The organism is Desulforamulus reducens MI-1, from assembly GCF_000016165.1.
GTDB lineage: Bacteria > Bacillota > Desulfotomaculia > Desulfotomaculales > Desulfotomaculaceae > Desulfotomaculum > Desulfotomaculum reducens.
The window spans coordinates 760,991-782,183 of the sequence record NC_009253.1; the positions used below are offsets into that span (position 1 = coordinate 760,991).

At 43.9% G+C, this 21,193-nt stretch carries 22 protein-coding genes, 2 riboswitches and 1 other annotated feature; of the genes, 19 read left to right on the forward strand and 3 right to left on the reverse strand.

Annotation, left to right across the window (positions count from 1 at the left end):
- Positions 1 to 10 precede the first annotated feature (10 nt).
- The 13 genes from pgeF to ileS all read left to right on the forward strand — a co-directional run bounded on the left by pgeF (position 11) and on the right by ileS (position 12,044).
- Entirely contained in the window at positions 11 to 829 is an 819-nt protein-coding gene (gene pgeF / locus DRED_RS03795; protein ID WP_011877081.1) for a peptidoglycan editing factor PgeF, read from the forward strand.
- 24 nt (positions 830 to 853) lie between these two features.
- Positions 854 to 1,552, forward strand: coding sequence for a winged helix-turn-helix domain-containing protein (locus DRED_RS03800; protein WP_011877082.1), 699 nt, complete (start codon positions 854 to 856; stop codon positions 1,550 to 1,552).
- A 3-nt stretch (positions 1,553 to 1,555) separates the two neighbouring features.
- Entirely contained in the window at positions 1,556 to 2,917 is a 1,362-nt protein-coding gene (gene pnpS / locus DRED_RS03805; RefSeq protein WP_011877083.1) for a two-component system histidine kinase PnpS, read from the forward strand.
- A gap of 170 nt (positions 2,918 to 3,087) precedes the next feature.
- Positions 3,088 to 3,843: a phosphate ABC transporter ATP-binding protein PstB gene (gene pstB, locus DRED_RS03810; RefSeq protein ID WP_011877084.1), complete on the forward strand. Its 756-nt coding sequence runs from the start codon at positions 3,088 to 3,090 to the stop codon at positions 3,841 to 3,843.
- 28 nt (positions 3,844 to 3,871) lie between these two features.
- Positions 3,872 to 4,528, forward strand: coding sequence for a phosphate signaling complex protein PhoU (gene phoU / locus DRED_RS03815; protein ID WP_011877085.1), 657 nt, complete (start codon positions 3,872 to 3,874; stop codon positions 4,526 to 4,528).
- Positions 4,529 to 4,621: 93 nt separating this feature from the next.
- Positions 4,622 to 5,602, forward strand: a complete 981-nt coding sequence (locus DRED_RS03820; protein ID WP_041274427.1) for a biotin/lipoyl attachment domain-containing protein — start codon at positions 4,622 to 4,624, stop codon at positions 5,600 to 5,602.
- Between the two features lie 16 nt (positions 5,603 to 5,618).
- Positions 5,619 to 6,299 carry a YggS family pyridoxal phosphate-dependent enzyme gene (locus DRED_RS03825; protein ID WP_011877087.1) on the forward strand — a complete coding sequence of 227 codons (681 nt, stop codon included), beginning with the start codon at positions 5,619 to 5,621 and terminating at the stop codon, positions 6,297 to 6,299.
- Between the two features lie 14 nt (positions 6,300 to 6,313).
- On the forward strand, positions 6,314 to 6,757 hold the full coding sequence (locus DRED_RS03830) for a cell division protein SepF (protein ID WP_011877088.1): 444 nt from the start codon (positions 6,314 to 6,316) through the stop codon (positions 6,755 to 6,757).
- Positions 6,758 to 6,867: 110 nt separating this feature from the next.
- Complete coding sequence (locus DRED_RS03835; RefSeq protein ID WP_011877089.1) at positions 6,868 to 7,122, forward strand: YggT family protein; 255 nt, start codon at positions 6,868 to 6,870, stop codon at positions 7,120 to 7,122.
- A gap of 1 nt (position 7,123) precedes the next feature.
- Positions 7,124 to 7,915, forward strand: coding sequence for a YlmH family RNA-binding protein (locus tag DRED_RS03840; RefSeq protein WP_041274428.1), 792 nt, complete (start codon positions 7,124 to 7,126; stop codon positions 7,913 to 7,915).
- Positions 7,916 to 7,958: 43 nt separating this feature from the next.
- Positions 7,959 to 8,498, forward strand: a complete 540-nt coding sequence (locus DRED_RS03845; RefSeq protein WP_011877091.1) for a DivIVA domain-containing protein — start codon at positions 7,959 to 7,961, stop codon at positions 8,496 to 8,498.
- A 78-nt stretch (positions 8,499 to 8,576) separates the two neighbouring features.
- Entirely contained in the window at positions 8,577 to 8,861 is a 285-nt protein-coding gene (locus DRED_RS03850) for a DUF167 domain-containing protein (protein WP_011877092.1), read from the forward strand.
- Between the two features lie 104 nt (positions 8,862 to 8,965).
- Positions 8,966 to 9,196, forward strand: a binding site (T-box leader).
- A 52-nt stretch (positions 9,197 to 9,248) separates the two neighbouring features.
- Positions 9,249 to 12,044, forward strand: a complete 2,796-nt coding sequence (ileS, locus tag DRED_RS03860; protein ID WP_011877093.1) for an isoleucine--tRNA ligase — start codon at positions 9,249 to 9,251, stop codon at positions 12,042 to 12,044.
- Between the two features lie 39 nt (positions 12,045 to 12,083).
- On the opposite strand, the gene DRED_RS03865 is transcribed toward ileS, so the two are convergent.
- A complete protein-coding gene (locus DRED_RS03865; RefSeq protein WP_011877094.1) occupies positions 12,084 to 12,344 on the reverse strand; it encodes an alpha/beta-type small acid-soluble spore protein in 261 nt (86 codons plus the stop codon).
- A gap of 429 nt (positions 12,345 to 12,773) precedes the next feature.
- Positions 12,774 to 12,879: riboswitch (glycine riboswitch) on the forward strand.
- A 1-nt stretch (position 12,880) separates the two neighbouring features.
- Positions 12,881 to 12,972, forward strand: a riboswitch (glycine riboswitch).
- Between the two features lie 89 nt (positions 12,973 to 13,061).
- On the opposite strand from DRED_RS03865, the gene gcvT reads away from it, so the two are divergent.
- The 5 genes from gcvT to DRED_RS03890 all read left to right on the forward strand — a co-directional run bounded on the left by gcvT (position 13,062) and on the right by DRED_RS03890 (position 18,464).
- Entirely contained in the window at positions 13,062 to 14,156 is a 1,095-nt protein-coding gene (gene gcvT / locus DRED_RS03870; protein ID WP_011877095.1) for a glycine cleavage system aminomethyltransferase GcvT, read from the forward strand.
- Between the two features lie 3 nt (positions 14,157 to 14,159).
- Positions 14,160 to 14,540: a glycine cleavage system protein GcvH gene (gene gcvH, locus DRED_RS03875; RefSeq protein ID WP_011877096.1), complete on the forward strand. Its 381-nt coding sequence runs from the start codon at positions 14,160 to 14,162 to the stop codon at positions 14,538 to 14,540.
- 20 nt (positions 14,541 to 14,560) lie between these two features.
- Positions 14,561 to 15,901: an aminomethyl-transferring glycine dehydrogenase subunit GcvPA gene (gcvPA, locus tag DRED_RS03880; protein ID WP_011877097.1), complete on the forward strand. Its 1,341-nt coding sequence runs from the start codon at positions 14,561 to 14,563 to the stop codon at positions 15,899 to 15,901.
- Positions 15,898 to 17,352, forward strand: coding sequence for an aminomethyl-transferring glycine dehydrogenase subunit GcvPB (gene gcvPB / locus DRED_RS03885; protein WP_011877098.1), 1,455 nt, complete (start codon positions 15,898 to 15,900; stop codon positions 17,350 to 17,352). The genes gcvPA and gcvPB overlap by 4 nt, the downstream gene beginning before the upstream one ends.
- 164 nt (positions 17,353 to 17,516) lie before the next feature.
- Positions 17,517 to 18,464, forward strand: coding sequence for a cation diffusion facilitator family transporter (locus DRED_RS03890; RefSeq protein ID WP_011877099.1), 948 nt, complete (start codon positions 17,517 to 17,519; stop codon positions 18,462 to 18,464).
- 87 nt (positions 18,465 to 18,551) lie between these two features.
- On the opposite strand, the gene DRED_RS03895 is transcribed toward DRED_RS03890, so the two are convergent.
- Both DRED_RS03895 and DRED_RS03900 read right to left on the reverse strand, forming a co-directional pair.
- Positions 18,552 to 18,929 carry a hypothetical protein gene (locus DRED_RS03895; protein WP_011877100.1) on the reverse strand — a complete coding sequence of 126 codons (378 nt, stop codon included), beginning with the start codon at positions 18,927 to 18,929 and terminating at the stop codon, positions 18,552 to 18,554.
- 272 nt (positions 18,930 to 19,201) lie between these two features.
- Positions 19,202 to 20,098: a DMT family transporter gene (locus DRED_RS03900; RefSeq protein WP_011877101.1), complete on the reverse strand. Its 897-nt coding sequence runs from the start codon at positions 20,096 to 20,098 to the stop codon at positions 19,202 to 19,204.
- A 224-nt stretch (positions 20,099 to 20,322) separates the two neighbouring features.
- Between DRED_RS03900 and DRED_RS03905 the strand changes: the two genes are divergently transcribed.
- Positions 20,323 to 21,117, forward strand: a complete 795-nt coding sequence (locus DRED_RS03905; RefSeq protein WP_011877102.1) for a basic amino acid ABC transporter substrate-binding protein — start codon at positions 20,323 to 20,325, stop codon at positions 21,115 to 21,117.
- The last annotated feature ends 76 nt before the right edge of the window (positions 21,118 to 21,193 follow it).

A 21,193-nucleotide genomic window follows, 5' to 3' on the forward strand; every position in this document is an offset into this window, starting at 1 on the left:
GAGGAACTAAATGCCAGAAATAACTGTTGTCCAAAAGGGTTGTTGCCAATTTATTCAGTTTAATTCTTTTGCTCAATGCCATAGGATTATTCACGGTTTTACTACCAGGCAGGGGGGAGTCAGTAAAGAACCCTTTGATGATTTGAATATGGCCCTGCATGTGGAGGATAATCCTGCACATGTTAGGGCCAACCGTAAGATCGCTTGCCAGGCTCTGGGTATTGATTCCGAACAACTTGTTGCAGCAATCCAGGTACATGGTAAGAGGGTGGAAGTTGTTGGACCGGAACATCGTGGAAGGGGAGCCTTGCAGTATGATACGGCCCTGCCAGATGCAGATGCTTTAATTACAAATTCCCCCGGGGTACCCCTTTCCAGCTATTATGCGGACTGTGTACCAATCCTCTTCTATGATCCAGTAAAAATATGTGTGGGTTTAACCCATGCCGGTTGGCGGGGAACTGTCCAGCGCATTGCCGCTGAGACCGTTAAACGTATGAGCGAGGTCTTTGGCAGTATTCCCGGGGATATACTGGTGGGAGTTGGACCATCCATTGGTGCCTGCTGTTATCAAGTAGATGAACCGGTTCAACAAAGGGTAGCAAGCCAGTTTAAACAGTGGCAGGAGCTATTGAAGCCTGTGGGTGTGGGTCACTGGCAGTTAGATTTATGGGAAACCAATCGTCAGGTTTTATTAGAGGTAGGGGTCAAGCCAGAACATATCGTTGTGGCGGGCTTGTGCACCGCCTGTCATAACGATATGTTTTTTTCCCACCGTGCAGATAAAGGAAAAACTGGCCGTATGGCGTCCTTAATTATGATCAAGTAATGATACGAAAGAGGGAGAAATGCGATGCCCAAAATTCTTGTGGTTGAAGATGAACAACCCATTCGCGAATTAATCAAGTATAACCTTGAGCGAGAAGGCTTTCAAGTTATACAGGCGGCGAACGGAGATATTGCCCTAGACATGGCCAAAAGCGAAGTTCCCGATATTATTTTACTGGATATTATGTTGCCCGGGCAGGATGGACTGTCTGTATGCCGCTATCTTCATCAAGATGCTGCTACCCGTTCCATTCCTATTATTATGCTTAGTGCCAGAGGTGAAGAGTTGGATAAGGTTTTAGGCCTGGAGATGGGGGCCGATGATTATATTACCAAGCCCTTTAGCCCACGGGAACTCATTGCACGTATAAAGGCACGCCTAAGGCGACAAACTGTGGAAAATCAAGTTTTAGAAGATGCAGGTAGAATTACGGTAGGTAAGCTGGTGATTGATCAAGACCGCTTTGTTGTTTCGTATAACGGGATTAAACAGGATCTTACACCAAAGGAGTTTGAATTATTGCGGTATCTGGCTAGGAACCCGGGCAAGGTGTTTACCAGGGATTTTCTACTGGAGCAAATTTGGGGCTATGATTTCTCTGGGGATTCAAGAACGGTGGATGTTCACATCCGCCACATAAGGCAGAAGCTAGAGCAACTTCCCGATGCACCTCAGTTTATTGAAACTGTACGTGGAGTAGGCTATCGGTTCAAGGAGGTATAGGTAGTGCTTAAAGGTATAAGGCAGCGTACTATTGGTAGTTATGCTAGCCTTTTCTTTATCTTTGTTTGTCTGTCTGTTCTCTTTTATCTTAACATAATCAATATCCTTACTGTATTGCTGGGGGCCTTTTGGGCCACAGTGTTTATGGCCTGGCTAACCAACCGACGGTTAATTACTCCGGTAGAACAAATTACTTCCGTGGCCCAGGAAATGGCAGGGGGATTTTTGGATACGGAGATTCGGGTGGAAGGTGAAGAAGAACTGGATGACCTGGCCTGGAGTATTAACTACATGGCCCGGGAACTTAGAAAAAACCTCATTGTTATTACAGAGGAACGTAACCGTGCCAGGGCCATATTAAACAGTATGGCGGACGGTGTTATTGCCCTTGATAAATACGGGCAAGTGATACTTATTAACCCGGTTGTGGAGGAGATATTTAAAATTAAAGAGACCAATTGGCTTGGTAACAAGATAATTAAAGTGATCCGTAATCATGAGTTAGAAGAATTATTTATTAGGGCCTTGCACAGTATGCAGCCGGTTATGAACAGTGAGTTACAAGTACTGACACCACAGCCCAGATTATTTAACATTCATGTTACACCTCTTAAAGGAAATAATGATGAGAAGATTGGTGTGGTGGGACTGATAACAGATGTGACCGAGAGGCGTAAGCTGGAAAGGATGAGGACAGAATTTGTGGCAAATGTTTCTCATGAATTAAGAACTCCCCTTACATCCATTAACGGTTTTGTGGAAACCTTGTTAGATGGCGCCATTGAAGAACCTATCATTGCCCGAAATTTTCTGGAGATTATCAGTGCAGAAGGAAAGCGTTTGGCAAATATTATCGATGACCTGTTGAAGCTGTCCCGTCTGGAAGATCGGCGTACCAAATTGAATAAACAGCCTGTGGATTTAGCTGAAGTTATTGGCAATACTATCACCATGTTTGAGGGGCGGGCTTTGGAAAAGAACATCCAAATAACAACGGAGATATCACCGAAACTACCTTTGGTACCCGGTGATCAAGGTTTTTTATCCCAGGTTATGATCAATTTGGTGGACAACGCCATCAAGTACACACTAACTGGTGGGACGGTTCATATATCTGTTAAATTTAACGAGCACGAAGTAACAGTGACTGTTTCCGATACAGGTATTGGCATTCCCATAGAGAGTATACCCAGGGTCTTTGAGAGATTTTATCGGGTTGACAAGGCCAGAAGTAGGGAAATGGGGGGAACGGGTCTTGGACTGTCCATCTGTAAACATATTATGGAAGCTCATGGCGGAAAGATTCGTGTGGAGAGTGATTCTTCAGGCAGTCAATTTTCTTTTTCCTTGCCCCTTAAGGAATAATTCCCGGCTATGTTAATTTTGTTAACGGGATTTTAACATTATATAAACGGATGCATAACATGACCTTGTTAAACTTTGATCAGTGTGAAGTGAGAGGTAAGGAGTGACAATAATTATATTATTACACCTCTTACCTCTCGTTTCTCATTTTTATACAGGGAGGCAAAACTTTGACCTACAAAATAACTGTCCAAGATCTGAACTTATTTTATCGCGAATTTCAAGCCCTATTAAATATAAACTTAGATATTGAGGAGAAGAAAGTAACAGCACTGATTGGCCCTTCTGGTTGTGGTAAATCTACCTTTTTAAGGACCTTGAATCGTATGAATGACTTAATTGAAGGCGTACGGGTAGAAGGGAAGGCTCTTCTGGATGGAAAGGACCTTTATGGCCCTGATGTGGATGTGGTGGCTTTACGTAAAAAGATTGGTATGGTTTTTCAAAGACCAAACCCTTTCCCCATGACGGTTTTTGAAAATATTGCCTATGGTCCTCGAATTCATGGAGAAAAGGATCGGCGTGTGCTGGATGAAATTATTGAAAACAGTCTAAAGTCAGCAGCCCTTTGGGATGAGGTTAAGGATCGATTGCATAAATCTGCCCTGGGTCTTTCTGGTGGCCAGCAGCAACGCCTATGTATTGCCAGATTACTGGCCGTGGAACCAGAAGTTCTGCTGATGGATGAACCCACCTCTGCCCTGGACCCCATTTCCACCTTAAAGGTGGAAGAATTAATCAGGGAACTTAAAAATAAATATACCATTGTCATAGTAACCCATAACATGCAGCAGGCAGCTAGGGTTTCTGACAGCACAGCCTTTTTCTTAAATGGTGAATTGGTTGAGTTTGGCAATACGGAATTGATTTTTACCGGACCAAGGGACAATCGGACGGAGGATTATATCACCGGACGTTTCGGTTAAAATTTAAATATAAGGGGGAACTTCTGTTTTGACTACTCGTCAATCCTTTGATAAAGCGCTGGCAGACCTGCAGCAGGATGTGCTACGGATGGCAAGTGTGGTGGAGAAATCCATTTTTGATGCAGTAAAATCATTGGCTACCCAGGATCCCATCTTGGCCGGGGAAATTATTGAAGGCGATGATGTGGTTGATGAAATGCGTTTTCAAATTGAAGACAAGATAATAAAAATTATTGCTACTCAACAACCCATGGCTAAGGATTTACGTATATTAATTACAGGTATTCGAATTATCATTAGTTTGGAACGGATGGCAGATCACTCGGTGGATATTGCTCGGGTTACCATGTGCCTGGCAGAGCAGAAACTTATTAAACCCTTGGTTGGTATAACTGCTATGGCAAAACTTGCCCAACAAATGGTAAAAGACGGCTTAGATGCCTATGTAAATAATGATCCGGAGAAAGCAAGAGAAATGTGTGCAGCCGATGATGAAGTGGATCATATTTATCATCAAACCTTTAAGCATTTAGTGTCCTTTATGAAAAAAGACCCGGATACCATTGGTCAGGCAACCTATTTGCTTTTCGTAGCAAGATTCCTAGAGCGCATTGCGGATCACGCTACCAATATAGGCGAGGCAGTAATATTTCAGGCTACCGGTGAATGGAAGGAACTAAACTAACGGAAATAAAAAACGCCCTAAAGGGCGTTTTTTTTACAAAGGAATTCTTTACTGCCTTGTCGAAAACATTTAACTGGCATATTTAGGCAGGTGATGTTTTTGACAGAAGAGTCCAGTACCAAGACAAAAAGAAGAAGAACCAGAAAAACCCGTTTAATTAAAATAAAAAAGTTACTATTTTTTTTAATAATCTTGCTGGTTGCCATTTGGTTTTTCCTTGGGTTAAAATCCCTTATTTATAGAACTCTGATTAACGTTGAGATTATGCAACCGGGAGAATTGACAGAGAATATTAGTACGGAAGGTATTTTAATTAAACAAGAATATTTAATAAAGTCCCCCCTAAAAGGGACCATGAAATATTCCATTTCGGATGGTCAAAGGGTTAAAGTGGGGACAACCCTCGGGGTGCTGGAGGCTCCTAGCATGGACACAGTATCTGGTGTCAAGCAATATGCAGTGAAAGCCTCCGTGGGTGGTATGCTGTGTAATCATGTGGATGGCCTAGAAACAATTTTAATGCCTGGTAATTTAGATGGTGTTGAAATACCATCTATGGATAAAATAAGTAATAGAGGTCAAGCTTTGACTGAGGGGAATGTGGAGAAGGGTGCCCCAGTGGCCAAAGTAATTGATAACCTGTCACCTGTTTTTCTCTTTGGGACTCTTAAGGCTGAGGATTATAAAAAGATTGAACAGCGAAAGGAACCAGAGCTAAAGTTGCTGTGGCAAAATCAAACCATCTTGGCCAGGGTAGAAAAATTATTGAATGATGAAACAAAGGGTTTCCTTCTTGTATTAAAGAATTATCCCGATCTGATTTTGCATAACCGTAGAGTTAAATTTCAATTTTCCCTAGGTAAAATGGAAGGGCTGTTAGTAAAGGATGAGTCCTTGGTGACTCAGGGTAATGAAGAAGGTTTATTTATTATTTGGAAGGGCTTAGTTCACTGGGTTCCTGTAAAAGTAAAGGGACGTTTAGGTGGACAGGCAGTGATAGAAGGGGCAGACATACAACCGGGCATATCCTATGTAATAAATCCAAGGTTTGCCCGGGAGGGTGATAAGCTTTAAAAAGGCGGGAATGACTTTGAGTATTGCTGAAAACATATCGGTAATAAAAGGAAAAATTATTGAGAGTGCCTTAAGGGCCGGCAGAGATCCTGCATCAGTTCGATTAATTGCGGTAACCAAGACTGTATCAGCAGATAAGGCCAGAGAATGTATAGATGCTGGTGTGGGCGATCTGGGAGAAAACAGGGTGCAAGAATTTCGAAATAAATTACCCGAGGTACCAGGAGCCCGCTGGCATCTTATCGGTCACCTACAAACAAATAAAGTAAAGTATATTACAGGAGAGGTAACACTGTTGCATTCTCTGGACCGGTGGTCATTGGCTGAAGAGATTCACAAGAGGTCTTTGGAGGCTGGTATTGTGACTCCAGCACTGGTTCAGGTTAATGTGGCCGGGGAAGAAACCAAGTTTGGCATGGCCGTGCAAGAAGTTAGAGATTTTATTACGGAAGTTGCCGGGTTATCGGGTATTTCAATACAGGGGCTAATGACCATAGCCCCGTTGGTGGAAAACCCAGAGGAGGTCCGACCGGTTTTCAGGCAGTTAAGGGAACTTGCCACTGATTTACAGGAGGTTCCAGGTGTAAAAATGGAGCAACTATCCATGGGTATGACCAATGATTATCAAGTTGCCATTGAAGAAGGGGCGACTTTGGTAAGGATAGGAACAGCTATCTTTGGCAGCCGGCGGTTATAAAGGAGGGTGATGGAATGGCTATGGGAATGTTTGATAAAATTCTGGGATTCATTGGTTTCGATGAGACGGAAGAACAGCAGGTGGATAGAGAAAGGGAAGCAGTGGAGAAAACAGAAACCCTGCAGCAGATCAAAAGAAAAAACGCACAGGTGGTTAGTATTCACTCTGGACGCCAGTTGCGAGTGGTGGTTTGCGATCCTGCTTCCTTTGATGAAGCACAAAATATAGCAGATAACCTCAAGAATCGAAGGGCGGTTGTGGTGAATCTAGAAAAGGCCGGGGCTGAACAGGCCCGCCGAATTGTGGATTTTATCAGTGGGGCAACCGCTGCTTTAAATGGGGATATGCAGAAGGTCGGGCAAAACATTTTTCTTTTTGTACCCAGTAATATTGACATAGCCAATGATACAGCCAGAGAAACCAAAGAAAAAAGTATTTTTGCCTGGGCAAAGTCCTAATCTTGTGCGGGAAACTTTAAAAATTACCGCTTGTCTGGGTTCCTAGAGGCAGCTTTGTGCAGCCCAAGTATAAGGCTTTTCAAAATGTTGTAAATATAACGGGGTGAACCATGAATAGTTTATTTTCCTTTCTTGATGTGGCCTTTTGGGTCTACGAAATGATGTTGTTAATAAGAATCTTGATGTCCTGGTTTCCACACAATCCCTATAACCCAATTGTTCGATTTCTCTATGAAACCACGGACCCTTATTTGAATATTTTCAGGCGTATTATCCCGCCCCTTGGCATGGTTGATATTTCCCCCATTGCGGCGTTTCTGGTATTGCGAATGATTCAATCCTTTGTCTTTAACTTGGTAAGATAAAATGAGATTGGAGCGAGCTTCCCTTTTGGGTTATTTAAAAAATCCGGAGGAAAAGGCTGTGTTGGCCAAGGTTTTAGATTCTGCGGAAACCGTTTTAAGAAACCATCGCCCACTGTTGACATCTTTTTATGACCCGTATCATACGGGTCTTATCGCTTCTATACTAGAACGGATTCAGGATATCGACTTTGCATCCTATGGGGGATATGATCTGTCGGAAAGGGTTCGTACGGTCATTTTCCCCGATTACCTGGAGGGTGAGGTTTTTGACTATGAAATTACCCTGTTAGCCGTGGAGGGTAATTTTAAAATGGTGAAGGTTAATCATAGGGATTTTCTAGGTTCTCTCTTGGGACTGGGTATTAAGCGAGAAATGGTTGGGGATTTAATTGTTTCAGATAAGGGATGCCAAGTCATGGTGGCCCGGGAGATTGCTCCCTACTTGATGGCAAACTTGACGAAGGTTCATAAAGTTCGGGTGGAAGTAAGAGAAATTTGTCCGGAAGAATTGAAACTGCCGGAGTTAAAGGTTAAGGAAATAAAAACCACCGTGGCTTCCCTAAGATTGGATACAGTGGCTGCCGCAGGCTTTGGCACATCCAGAAGCCGTATTGCCAGGGAAATACAAGCAGAAAGATTGAACTTAAATTGGCATTCCTGCTCGGATGTTGCTGCTTCGGTAAAAAGTGGTGATATGCTTTCTATACGAGGGCGGGGTAGGGTCGAAATAGCAGAAGTTAAAGGAAACACGAAAAGTGGCCGAATAAGTATAGTATTAAAACGATATTTATAGCCCTGAAGATACTCGGGCTAGAAGGCAACGGGGGTGTTTCGTAATGAGTTATTTAACGCCAATGGAGATTCAGGCTAAGGAGTTTGCTAAATCCCTAAGGGGCTATGATGCTAAACAAGTTGACCTGTGGGTTCAGAAAATAAAAGACAATTATGAGAAATTATATGTGGAAAACCATGAATTAAAAGAACGACTAAGTCAGAGCGAGGAAAGCATTGTTCACTACCGGGACCTGGAGGATGCTTTACAGCGTACCTTAGTAATGGCTCAAAAAAGTGCGGAAGATATGAAGAATAATGCTGAACGGGAATCAAAAATTATGTTGGAGCAGGCTGAGGTCTCTTCCAGAGCCATTACGCAAAAGGCCGAGGAAGAGGCAGAACGTATGGTTAAAGATGCTACCCACAAAGCTGAAAATATGTTGAAAATGGCTGAAGAAAGAGTTGGAGCCATCTTAGAAGAATACCGACGTTTGGAAAAACAGGCCAATGTGTTTAAGGTGAAGTTTAAAGCCCTGCTGGAGGCCCAGTTGGAGATGGTAGAGGGCAAACTCGGGACGGTGGATGAGGAGCATACTGCATAAATGTAGTTTAACAGCTACTTTGCTAAGAATTTTATGGCCTTTTTAATAGGATGCTGTTTTTTCATAGGAGTGTAATGGATGTTTGATATAAAAGAGGATCAAAATGGTGTGGTGGTAAAAGTACGGGTTCAGCCTAGGGCTTCCAAGAACAGCCTAGCCGGGGAGATGGAGGGGGCCCTTAAAGTGCGCCTTACGGCACCACCGGTGGACGGAGCTGCTAACGAAGCCTGCTGCAAGTTTTTTGGGGAACTCTTCGGAGTGGCAAAATCGAAGGTAGAAATCATAGCCGGACATACCGGACGCAATAAGCTAGTCCACATACAGGGGGTCACCGAGAAACAGGCACGATTTATCTTGAAGTAGGGTCTACCCATGAACAACCATTCACCCTATGGATATGAACAGTTTCTTGGGAATGTTGACCTTCCTGTCGGATTTGGTTATAATAGTGCTGTTTATTAATATTTTGAGTACCCTTGAACGGGATAGTAAATTGATGGAAGCTGTACAGAGAGTCCGGTGCCTGGTGGAATCCGGATCAGTGCCATCCTTTGAAGATCACCCGGGAGGTGCCTTTTGAAACCTGTAAAACAGGGAGTAGTTTTGGCCGGCTACACTCCGTTATCAGTGTATCGAGTGTTCGGGAAATAATCCTGTTCATTAGGGTGGTACCGCGGGTAAAACAGCTCGTCCCTTTGGGACGGGCTTTTATTTTTTGACAAATTATGTAAATGTCAGGAGTGAACTTACGTGGATTACAGTAAAACCTTAAATTTACCCCAAACACAATTTCCCATGAGAGGTAATTTGCCCCAGAGGGAACCGGAAACACAAAAGTACTGGCAAGAAATTGACCTGTATAAAAAGGTGCAGGAAAAAAACAAAGGCAAAACAAAGTTTATATTACATGATGGACCTCCCTATGCCAATGGACACATTCACCTGGGCCATACCCTTAACAAAGTATTAAAGGATATAATTGTCAAATATCGTTCCATGAGTGGTTATGATGCCCCCTATGTACCTGGTTGGGATACCCACGGTTTACCCATTGAGCAGCAGGCCATTAAACAACTGGGTATTAACCGTCACCAAGTTAATCCGGTGGAATTTAGGGCTAAATGCAAAGATTATGCCCTGAAATGGGCCAATACCCAAAGTGAGGAATTCCAGCGTTTGGGTGTCCGGGGAGACTGGGAAAACCCCTATTACACTTTGTTACCCCAATATGAAGCTACTCAAATTCGAGTCTTTGGTGAAATGGCCAAGAAAGGCTATATTTATAAGGGCCTGAAGCCTGTATATTGGTGTGCCAGCTGTGAAACTGCTCTGGCCGAAGCCGAAGTGGAATATGCTGATAAAACCTCTCCGTCTATTTATGTAAAATTCCCTGTTAAAGATGGCAAGGGCGTTTTACCCCAGGATGCTGCAGTGGTTATTTGGACCACCACTCCCTGGACATTGCCTGCTAACGTAGCTATCAGTGTTCATCCTGAATTTGAATATGTACTGGCTGCTGTACAGAACCAGAAGATTGTAGTGGCCAAGGAACTGCTGGAATCCTTTAAACAGGCCGTAGGTGCTGAAGAAGCAGAAATCCTAGCGACCTATCAAGGAGAGCAACTGGAGCGGGTAGTTTGCCAACATCCCTTTATTGATGAGCGCGAGTCGCTGGTAATTTTGGGTGAACACGTAACCTTAGATGCCGGTACCGGCGCTGTGCATACGGCTCCCGGACATGGTGAGGAAGACTTTATGGTTGGTAAAAAATATGAACTGCCGGTGCTGGCTCCCATAGATAACCGGGGTAGGTTTACCTCTGAGGGAGGCAAGTTTCAGGGACAGTTTATTATGGACGCCAACAAGACTATTATTGAAGAATTAAAAGAACGGGATGCTTTAATGGGGCATGTTAGCATTAAACACCAGTACCCCCATTGCTGGCGCTGCAAGCAGCCCATTTTCTTCCGGGCCACTGAACAGTGGTTTGCCTCGGTGGACGGTTTCCGACAGGAAGCTTTGCAGGCTATCCGTAATGTAAAATGGGTACCATCCTGGGGTGAAGATCGTATTTACAATATGGTAGAAGGCCGTGGTGACTGGTGCGTATCCCGTCAACGCACCTGGGGTGTACCTATTCCTATTTTTTATTGCAATGATTGTGGTAAAGAAATTATCACGGAGGAAACCATTTCTCATATTGAAAAGTTGTTCAGGGAGCATGGGTCTGATATCTGGTTTGCCAAGGAAGCTAATGAATTGGTGCCGGCCAGTCTGACTTGTCCTCACTGTGGTAAGGGTAAGGATTTCCGCAAAGAAACTGATACCATGGATGTTTGGTTTGACTCTGGCTCCAGTCACCTGGCTGTGTTAAATCAGCCGGAGCTTTGGCCGGAACAGCAACGGCCTGCCGACCTTTATCTGGAGGGCAGTGACCAGCATAGGGGTTGGTTTAATTCCTCTTTGTCCACCTCAGTGGCCGTCACAGGTAAGCCGCCCTATAAAACTGTGTTGACCCATGGTTTCACAGTGGATGAGAAGGGACGTAAAATGTCTAAATCCCTTGGTAATGTGGTGGATCCTTTAAAAATTTGCAGTCAAATGGGTGCGGATATTCTGCGACTGTGGGTTTCTTCTGCTGATTACCGAGCAGATCTGGCTTTATCCCAGAATATTTTAAAACAGATGACCGAGTCTTACCGTAAGATTAGAAATACAGCTAGGTTTCTGCTGGGTAACCTATATGACTTTGACCCGGTGAAAGACAAAGTGGCCTATGATAAGCTGCCGGAACTGGACCGTGTGGCCCTGATGGAGTTGCACAAGTTAATTAAACAAGTTTTGGCTGCCTATGAAAATTATGAGTTCCATATTGTTTACCACGCTGTACACAATTACTGCGTAGTAGACCTCAGTGCTTTCTACTTAGATATTATTAAGGACCGTCTCTACACTGCAGTTCCAGGCTCGCTGGAACGTCGGGCTGCTCAGACTGTTCTTTATGAGGCACTGGATGCCTTGGTTCGCCTGTTGACACCAGTACTTGCCTTTACCACCGAGGAAATTTACAAATATATGCCGGTGGTAGGAGACCGTTTGGCCAGTGTACAAATGCTGGATATGCCGGAAGTGAATGTTGAATATATGGATGTAGAGTTAGAGAAGAAGTGGGATAAAATTCATGAAATCCGCAAAGAGGTACTGAAGGCACTGGAAGTAGCTCGTAAGAACAAGGTGATTGGTAATGCATTGGAGGCAAAAGTAGACCTTTATGTTGCCGGGGATGTGGAAGAAGTTCTTAAACCAATGGCAGCAGAATTAACTACTCTGTTCATTGTTTCCAAGGTGAACCTGCATGGGCTGGCGGCAGCTCCCGCAGATGCCGTAAAAGCGGAAGAGTTGGAATTGGCTCTTCAAGTGGCTACTGCTGAAGGTGGTAAGTGTGAACGCTGTTGGATGTACCACGAAGAAGTAGGCAACGATGCCGAACACGCAACCCTCTGCCCCCGTTGTGCAACGGTGGTAAAAGAACATCATACTGCATAGATAAATCAAAAGAGTTACCTCCCAGTGAGGTAACTCTTTTCACTCCTCTGCCCGCAGAGCATCCAAATCAATAAGTCCCTTTTTTGCCCGCTGGGTAATAATACCGCCGATTCGTCCCGACTCTATGGATGTCAAGCCACCCCAGCCTTCTTTTTTAACCTTATCCGCCAGTCCCAATTCCTCGGCAATTTCCATTTTTAAAAGGTCCATAGGAGTAGGTTTTTTTTCACCTTTAATAGCATGTTTACTTTCTTTTTTCTTTTTAATCTGATTGTCTAATTTTGTAATGATGGAAACCATGATAACCTCCTTAGAAAAACTTGGCTTCTGCCAAGTCTTTTTAGACGTTGGCGGAAGCTAGTTTACCCTTATGCAGATCAGAAAGTTTTATACTTCTGATCTGCCCATAAGAGAACCCCCCGAAGGGGGGCTCTTATGGGGGTCCATAATGGTCAGTGGAGCGGTTGTAAACCTTTCATCGCAGACCCACGAAGGGATGAAAGGACAAAGGCGCCGACTTTCTTCAAGATCTAGCATTGGGAGAAACCATTTAGAACCCCGGTAAGTACATTATGCCCGGTAAGTACAAAATTATTATGAAACTACCGGGCTATTTGATATAGTATATTGAATAAAAGAAAACAACTAAGAAAGGATTAAATATTTTTTTCACTAAAAGGAAATGGTGAAAAAAGCTAGAAATAGTTAGAAAAGTCAAAATGAAAACGGATGATGATCGTGGGAGAGACCCCTCGGGGCGCCGAAGGAGCAATCTGGTTTACAGACGCTGTGTAAGACTGGTTAAACTCTCAGGCAAAGGGACTGCGATCGGACGGAACTCTGGAGAGTTCTTGCCAATGGCAGTTAGGCAAGACACCAAAGGGGAAGCTTCAAAGGAAGTCATCTCTCAGGTTACAAGGACAGAGTTATACCAGCATAGGTATAACTCCGTCCTTTTTGTTTTTGTTAGCGTATAGGTATTTTGTTTAGAACATAATACTACAGGGAGGTGGAAAAATGCAGGAACTAAAACGTACACCTTTGTACAACATCCATCTGGCAGCTGGAGCTAAGATGGTGGAATTTGGCGGTTGGTTGATGCCAGTACAGTATGAAGGAATTATTGCCGAACATCAGGCTGTGCGGTCCGCTGCGGGGTTATTTGATGTATCCCACATGGGTGAAATACAAATCTCTGGCCCAACTGCCAGGGAGTTTGTTCAAAGGCTGGTAACCAACGATATATCCAGATTAAAACCGGGGTGTGCAATTTATTCCCCCATGTGTAATCCCCAGGGAGGTACCGTTGATGATTTATTAGTATATCAACTGGAAGATCAACAATACTTGTTGGTAGTTAATGCCTCTAATACAGATAAGGATTTTCATTGGATTGTCAGTCAGCAGGTACCAGGTGTAGAGATACAAAATGTTTCAGAGGTAACTTGTCAATTGGCACTACAAGGGCCACAGGCAGAAAAAATTTTACAGAGGTTGACTGCAGTGGACCTAAGCCATATAAAATCCTTTTGCTTTGTCTATGGAGCCGTTGAGGGTATTCACTGTCTGATTTCCCGTACCGGTTATACTGGCGAAGCAGGTTTTGAACTATATTTTCCGGCGTCCCATGCGGAAAGGGTTTGGCAGGCGATTATGGCAACCGGAGCCACAGATGGCCTAAGACCTGTGGGCCTTGGAGCCAGAGATACTTTGCGCTTTGAAGCTTGCCTGGCACTCTATGGTCATGAATTAACCGATGATATTTCTCCACTGATGGCCGGATTGGGCTGGACGGTAAAATTTAATAAACCGGAATTTGTAGGGAAAGAACCTTTGCTGAAACAGAAGGAAGCAGGAACTACCTATCAGTTAGTGGGACTAGAGATGATTGACCGGGGCATTCCTCGTCAGGGATACGCTATTTTTAAAGAAGGTCAAGAAGTAGGGTGGATTACCTCTGGAACCTTTGCACCAACCCTGGGAAAAAATATGGGATTGGGTTATGTTGAAATACCATTTGCAGATGTAGGCAAAGAATTGAATATTATGGTTCGTAACAAGCCATTAAAGGCACGCATTGTGAAAAAACCATTTTATAAGCGGGAGGTTTAGAAAATGAAAGTACCCTCTGAGTTAAAGTATACCAAAGAACATGAATGGGTAAAAATTGAAGGAAACCGTGCTATTATTGGAATTACCTACTACGCCCAGGACTCCCTGGGGGATATTGTGTTTGTTGAACTCCCTTCTGTCGGAGATGCTGTTGAAGTAGAAGAACCCTTTGGTGTGGTAGAGTCCGTAAAGACAGCCAGTGATTTGTATGCACCGGTTAGTGGTCAGGTAGTAGAGGTTAATAATGAACCAATGGATTCACCGGAGGTTGTTAACCAGGACCCCTACGGCCAGGGCTGGATGATTATGGTGGAAATGTCCGACCCGTCCCAAATTGAGAAGCTAATGAGTGCCGAGGAATATCAGGCTTTAATAGAAGCCTAAAGAGGAAGAAGGTAGGTACGTTGAAATTTATTCCTCATACAGATGAAGAACGTCGCCAGATGCTAAAGCATTTGGCAGTGGAAAACACAGACCAACTGTTTAAGGATATTCCCTCAGAACTGCGACTCAATAGGGATCTGGCAGTGGAGGGTGGCTTGTCTGAAATGGAGCTGCAGAGCCATATGAACTCCCTAGCAGGCTTAAATACAGGGGTTGATCAAACCATTTGTTTTCTGGGGGCAGGGGCCTATGACCACTATATACCCAGTGCAGTAAAACATATTCTATCCCGTTCAGAATTTTATACAGCCTATACCCCCTACCAACCAGAAATCAGTCAAGGGGTATTACAGAGTATCTTTGAGTATCAAAGCATGATTTGTCTCTTAACTGGTATGGATGCGGCAAATGCATCCATGTATGATGGGGCCAGCGCTTTGGCTGAAGCGGCCTTGATGGCCTGTGCTGTTACCCGGCGTGATAAGGTTCTGGTAGCTAGTACCCTTCACCCGGAATATCGGGAAGTAGTAAAAACCTACTTACACGGTCCTGGTATTGAAATATCTGAAATTGCTTACCAGGAGGGGTTGTCCCAACTGGCCGATATAGATCAAAAGTTAGATAAAAAAACAGCTGCAGTCTTAGTCCAGTATCCAAATTTTTTTGGTTGCATTGAGGATCTGGGTAAAATTGCAGAGCAAGCCCATGCTAAGGGGGCCTTGCTGGTGGTTTGTGTGGATCCCATAGCCTTGGGAATCCTAAAATCGCCCGGCCAGTGTGGTGCTGATATTGTAGTGGGGGAAGGACAGTCCCTGGGAATTCCCCTATCCTACGGAGGTCCCTACCTTGGTTTTATGGCATGCAAGGACAAATATCTGCGCAAAATGCCGGGACGAATAGTGGGGCAAACTGTTGATGTAGAAGGACGCCGGGGCTATGTACTAACCCTGCAGGCCCGGGAACAACACATTCGCCGCGATAAAGCAACTTCAAACATTTGTTCCAACCAGGCCCTGTGTGCCCTGGCGGCCACCGTGTATTTGAGCTTAGTGGGTCGGCAAGGATTCAAGCAGGTAGCAGAATTATGTCTACAAAAGACAGCCTATGCTAAGGAATTACTGGCCGCTTTACCAGGATACCAACTACCCTGGCAGACACCAGTGTTTAAGGAATTTGTATTAAAAACTAAAGAAGCACCAGAGGTTATTAATCGAGAACTCCTTAAGGAGAATATTCTGGGTGGTCTTGATTTAGGAGGTTATTACCCAGAGTTAGCAGGACATATGTTATTTTGCGTAACAGAGAAAAGAAGTCGCCGGGAAATAGAATTACTGGCGGCACGATTGGGGGCAATATCATGACGGAAAAATTAATATTTGAACTGGGTTCACCCGGTCGTCAGGGTGTCCTGTTTCCGGCCAATGATGTTCCAGAGATTCCCCCCCATGAATTGTTGCCAAGGGATTTAATAAGGGAACAAGAGGTACCGCTGCCGGAGGTCAGTGAAGGGGATGCTGTACGACATTTTGTCAGGCTATCCAGAATGAACTTTGGAGTGGATGTGGGGTTTTATCCTCTGGGTTCCTGCACCATGAAATACAATCCCAAAGTGGCAGAGGATGCAGCAGGGCTAAGTGGCTTTGCCAATATTCACCCCTATCAGCCCGATGAAATTAGCCAGGGGGCACTGCAACTGATGTATGAAACCCAGCAGGATCTTGCTGAAATCACCGGTATGGATGCCTTTACCCTACAGCCGGCTGCTGGGGCCCAGGGTGAATTAACTGGGATGTTGATTATTAAGGCCTACCTGGAAAGCAAGGGAGAGACCGGGCGGAACAAGGTCATTGTTCCGGATTCGGCTCACGGTACCAACCCAGCCACAGCGGCCCTTTGTGGTTTTAAAGTGGTGGAAGTAAAATCGGATCAACGAGGTGGTGTTGATCTCGCAGCTTTAAAGCAATTGTTGGGGCCGGATGTGGCGGCTCTCATGCTGACGAACCCAAGCACCTTAGGCTTGTTTGAAGATAATATTACAGAAATTGCTGCACTGGTACACCAGGCCGGAGGACTATTATATTACGACGGTGCAAACCTGAATGCTATTATGGGGTATGCCCGTCCTGGCGATATGGGTTTCGATGTGGTTCACCTGAATCTACATAAAACCTTTGGCACACCCCATGGTGGTGGAGGCCCAGGCTCTGGGCCCGTAGGTGTAAAGGCTGAATTGGCACCGTTCCTTCCTAAACCTGTGATTATTCAAAGAGAAGGCAACTACCTGCCGGATTATCATCGTCCCCAGTCCATTGGTCGAGTTAAAGCCTTTTTTGCAAATTTTAGTGTTATTGTTAAGGCCTATACCTATTTGCGGTCTTTGGGCGGTAAGGGGTTAAAAGAGGTTTCAGAACACGCAGTACTAAATGCAAACTATCTAATGAAACAGCTTTCGGACCATTTTCGGGTTCCCTATCAAAGGACTTGTATGCATGAGTTTGTGGTTTCCCCACCTGAGGATATGAAGGAGCAGGGGATTAAAACCCTGGATATTGCTAAAAGGCTTCTGGATTATGGTTATCACCCACCTACGGTTTACTTTCCTTTAATTGTGGAAGAAGCTCTGATGTTTGAACCCACGGAAACGGAAAGCAAAGAAACTCTGGATGAATTTGCTCATAATTTAATTAAGGTATTGGCAGAGGCCAGAGAAAACCCGGATAAGTTAAGAAATGCCCCTTACACCACACCGATACGGAGGTTGGATGAAGTAATGGCTGCTCGCAAGCCCCTAGTGGGTTGGTTTCCGGAATAATACGGGCAGGCAGTGTGCTTGCTAGAAATATTTATACTATGATATACTTTATCCGTCAGGCCATCGTTAAAAGGCCGGACCGACACAGGTAACGGACTCCCGTGGGATTCATCTGACCCTCAAAGGATGAAGTCACACGGGTTTTATTTTTTGGGAGGCAACTGGTGGAGTCTACACAAAGGAAGAAATTAAAAGTAGCAAGACTTTCTATAATATCGAATACCTGCTTAACCATCGGTAAATTGGTGGTGGGCTTGAGCATGGGCTCAGTTGGGGTGATATCCGAAGCGGTTCATTCGGGACTGGATTTAATTGCATCCCTAATTGCTTTCATGGCGGTGCGTCAATCGGGCAAGCCCGCCGATGAAGATCACCACTATGGGCATGGAAAATATGAGAACCTGGCTGGTATTTTAGAAGCCCTATTGATTCTTGTTGCAGGTGTGGGCATTTTTATTCAGGCTGTACCGAAGATACTAGGGGGTGGCGGTGAAATTGAATCCCTAGGTTGGGGGGCTGCAGTGATGGCTCTTTCCGCAGGAGTTAACTTTATTATTTCCAAAAGATTGATTGCCGTGGGGAAAGAAACCGATTCACCGGCTCTGGTGGCAGATGGCTGGCACCTAAAAACGGATGTTTATACTTCACTGGGGGTTTTTGCGGGGTTAGGAACCATTTACTTAACTGGATATACTCTGCTGGATCCCATCATAGCAATTATAGTGGGTATTTTGATTCTAAAAGCAAGCTTTGATTTAATTCGAGAATCCTTAGGGGTTATACTGGATGTTAGCTTACCACCGGAGGAAGAAGAAAAAATCAAAGAGGTATTAAGAAGGCATGCGGGACAATATATTGAGTACCATGGTCTGCGCACCCGGAAATCTGGTCCTTACCGTTACGTGGACCTTCACTTGGTGGTACCAAGGCACTTGCCTATTGGTACAGTTCATTTGTTATGTGACCAGATTGAGGAAAAGATTGAGGAAGAGTTATCGAAAGTTCAGGTATTAATTCATAGTGAGCCCTGTGAAGCGGCGAAGGAACCCCTGGAAGAGGGCTGTTCAACATCATGTATTTCAAGGAGTTGTCCCAAAGGGCCAAAAGATTAAAAATATAGTTGATGAGACCGAGGGATGCTTCTGCCCTGGGGCAGTTTTTTGCGACAAGGGAGAATCGTCCCCCTCTGTCACAAAGGTTTATCGGGCCACTCCTTTATGGAAGGAGTGTTTTTCATTTTTGCCCTGCAACACTGCATAGGGGGAGAGAGTACCGGCTATGCTGGCCAGATTTGGTGCCTTAAAATCGATTTTTACAGAATAGATTCGTTTGATTGTAGATTTTACATTTTTAATACAAGGAAAAGAAAAATCGCTATTTTGATTGAGCAGGGCAGTGTCTGGGAGTTGTTCTATGACAAGAACAGCAGGCTTAAAACGACGATTTAAACCTACAGAATTTCGAGCGTCAATCATGGCTTCTAACAAAGTGGCTCGAATCCGATGTTTTGCTTGTAGTCCAGCTTCCATAATCGCTCTGATCTCATCAAGGGGTCCCCCGAAATATACGATAGCCATAGGAAAACTCCTTTCCTGCAAGTTTGGTTAAAACATTTAACATAATATTGCAAAAAATATGCCAATAAAAAAATATTTTTTGCAATATTAGAATATACAAAATGTTCGGATAAACACACGGAAAACAAGATAATAGCTGGCCTGGCTTGTCTTAAACAATAGTATTCGAACATTCGGGTGTGACAGTTTTTAGAACAACAATGTTCCGAAATTACACATTGCACTAATTTCGAACACATAAAAGGAGAAGAGGATTATCTCCCCTCCTCCTTTTATGTATCCTTAACTTCCTTGGGCTGAGCTTCGGTTGAAATGTGGTCTTTAAATTCAGCAATTAACATACCAGTTAAAATCAACAGACAGCCAACCCATTGACGGTCTGACAAGATTTCTCCGGCCCAGAGCCAGCCAGTTGCAGCCGCAAAAACCGGTTCCATGATGAAGATAATGGCCGTGTGTGTGGCTGAAGTAAACCGTTGCACCGAATTTTGAATTAAAAAGGCCAGAGCTGTGGCAGGAATGGCAGTAATAAAAAGACCATTCAAGACAGGGCGGCTAAATTCATCGGGTAAGGTTTCAAGTGCCAACCCGCAACCTAGACTAATGATGGCTACTACACCTACCTGAAGAATTGCCAATAAAATGGGATCACGAGTGGGTGCATATTTTCCTACCAAAATAATATGTCCTGCATAGGATACTGCACAGAAAAAGCAAAGGATATCCCCAAAATTTATACTTAGATTATTACCCAAGGATAATAGGCCCAGCCCAACTGTGGCACTGGTGATGCCTAATAAAACAGAATTACCCGGTATTTTCCAGGTTATCAAGGATGAAAATAGTGGTACAAGCACCACAGCCAAACCTGTAATGAAACCAGCATTGGAAGCGGTGGTATATTGCAGACCAACGGTTTGAAAGGCATAGCCGGCAAATAAAAAAGCACCGATAATAAAGCCGGCCTTAATTGTTTCAATATTTAAGTTTTGCAACCTTTTCCAATAGATTAGGGCCAGGAAAGCAAAGGCTATGGCGAAGCGTATGCCAATAAAGTAGTAGGGGCCAATACCGGAAAGCGCGTCCTGTACGACAACAAAGGTTACGCCCCATACAAAAGTAACCGCCAACAGGGCTAGGTCTGCCTGTATTTGAATTGCTTTTGCCATTTATTCACCTCCAGCAAAAATATTCCTGTATATTTTCTCACTCAGTTGATTAACTGTCAATTTACAGTTGTCCTAGAAAATATTACATTATAAAAATATTACGAGTCTGAAAGAAGGATTTTGACGAGGAAAGACGAATTTAATTTTTATTAGCATTGGTAACTAATTATTCATTGATGTAATAAGTTACCAACCCTGGAAGAATAATTTGGGAGGGAATACGTATGAAGAAAACTTTAAAGTTTGTTTTACTGGCCGTATTGGTTCTGGCTTTGGCAGTTGCTGCAGTGGGTTGCGACGGCAGTGAACCTACCAAAGAACAAGCCAAGGATGCTGCTAAGCCCAAACTAATTGCAGCAGCCGATGCTACCTTTGCGCCCTTTGAATTTACCGACCCCAAAACGGGTAAATATGTTGGCTTTGATGTTGAATTAATCCAAGCTCTTTGTGATGAAGCTGGATATGAACTGGAATTTCGCAGCATGGGTTTTGATGGTCTAATTGCTGCCCTACAAGCCAATCAAATTGATGCAGCTGTTTCGGCTATGACTATTACAGATGAACGTAAAAAGGAAGTAGACTTTTCCGATCCCTATTATAAGTCCGGTCTTGTTGTTGCTGTTCAGGCAAAAGATACAGAAATTAAAGGCTTTGAAGATTTAAAAGGGAAGAAGATCGCTGTGCAAAGTGGTACCACCGGTGCTTTGCAGGCTGAAAAGATCACAGATAAAGACAAGATCACTTACTTTACCAATGCAGATCAGGCTCTATTAGAACTTAAAAACGGTGCTGTGGATGCAGTGGTCAATGACTTTCCTGTAAGCGCATATTTTATACAGCAGGGTAATAAAGAGGTAAAAATGGTAGGTGAAATTCTTTCAGCAGAAGAATATGGAATTGCTGTTCCCAAGGGAAAAACTGAGACGGTGGAAAAATTAAATGCTGCTCTGAAAAAAATAAAGGAAAATGGTAAGTATGATCAAATTTACAAGAAGTGGTTTGGCGAAGAACCAAAATAAAGGTCGACTGACAACAGGATATCATGTACAATAGTGTATGCGTAACAATACTGTTACGCATATATTTATGCAATTA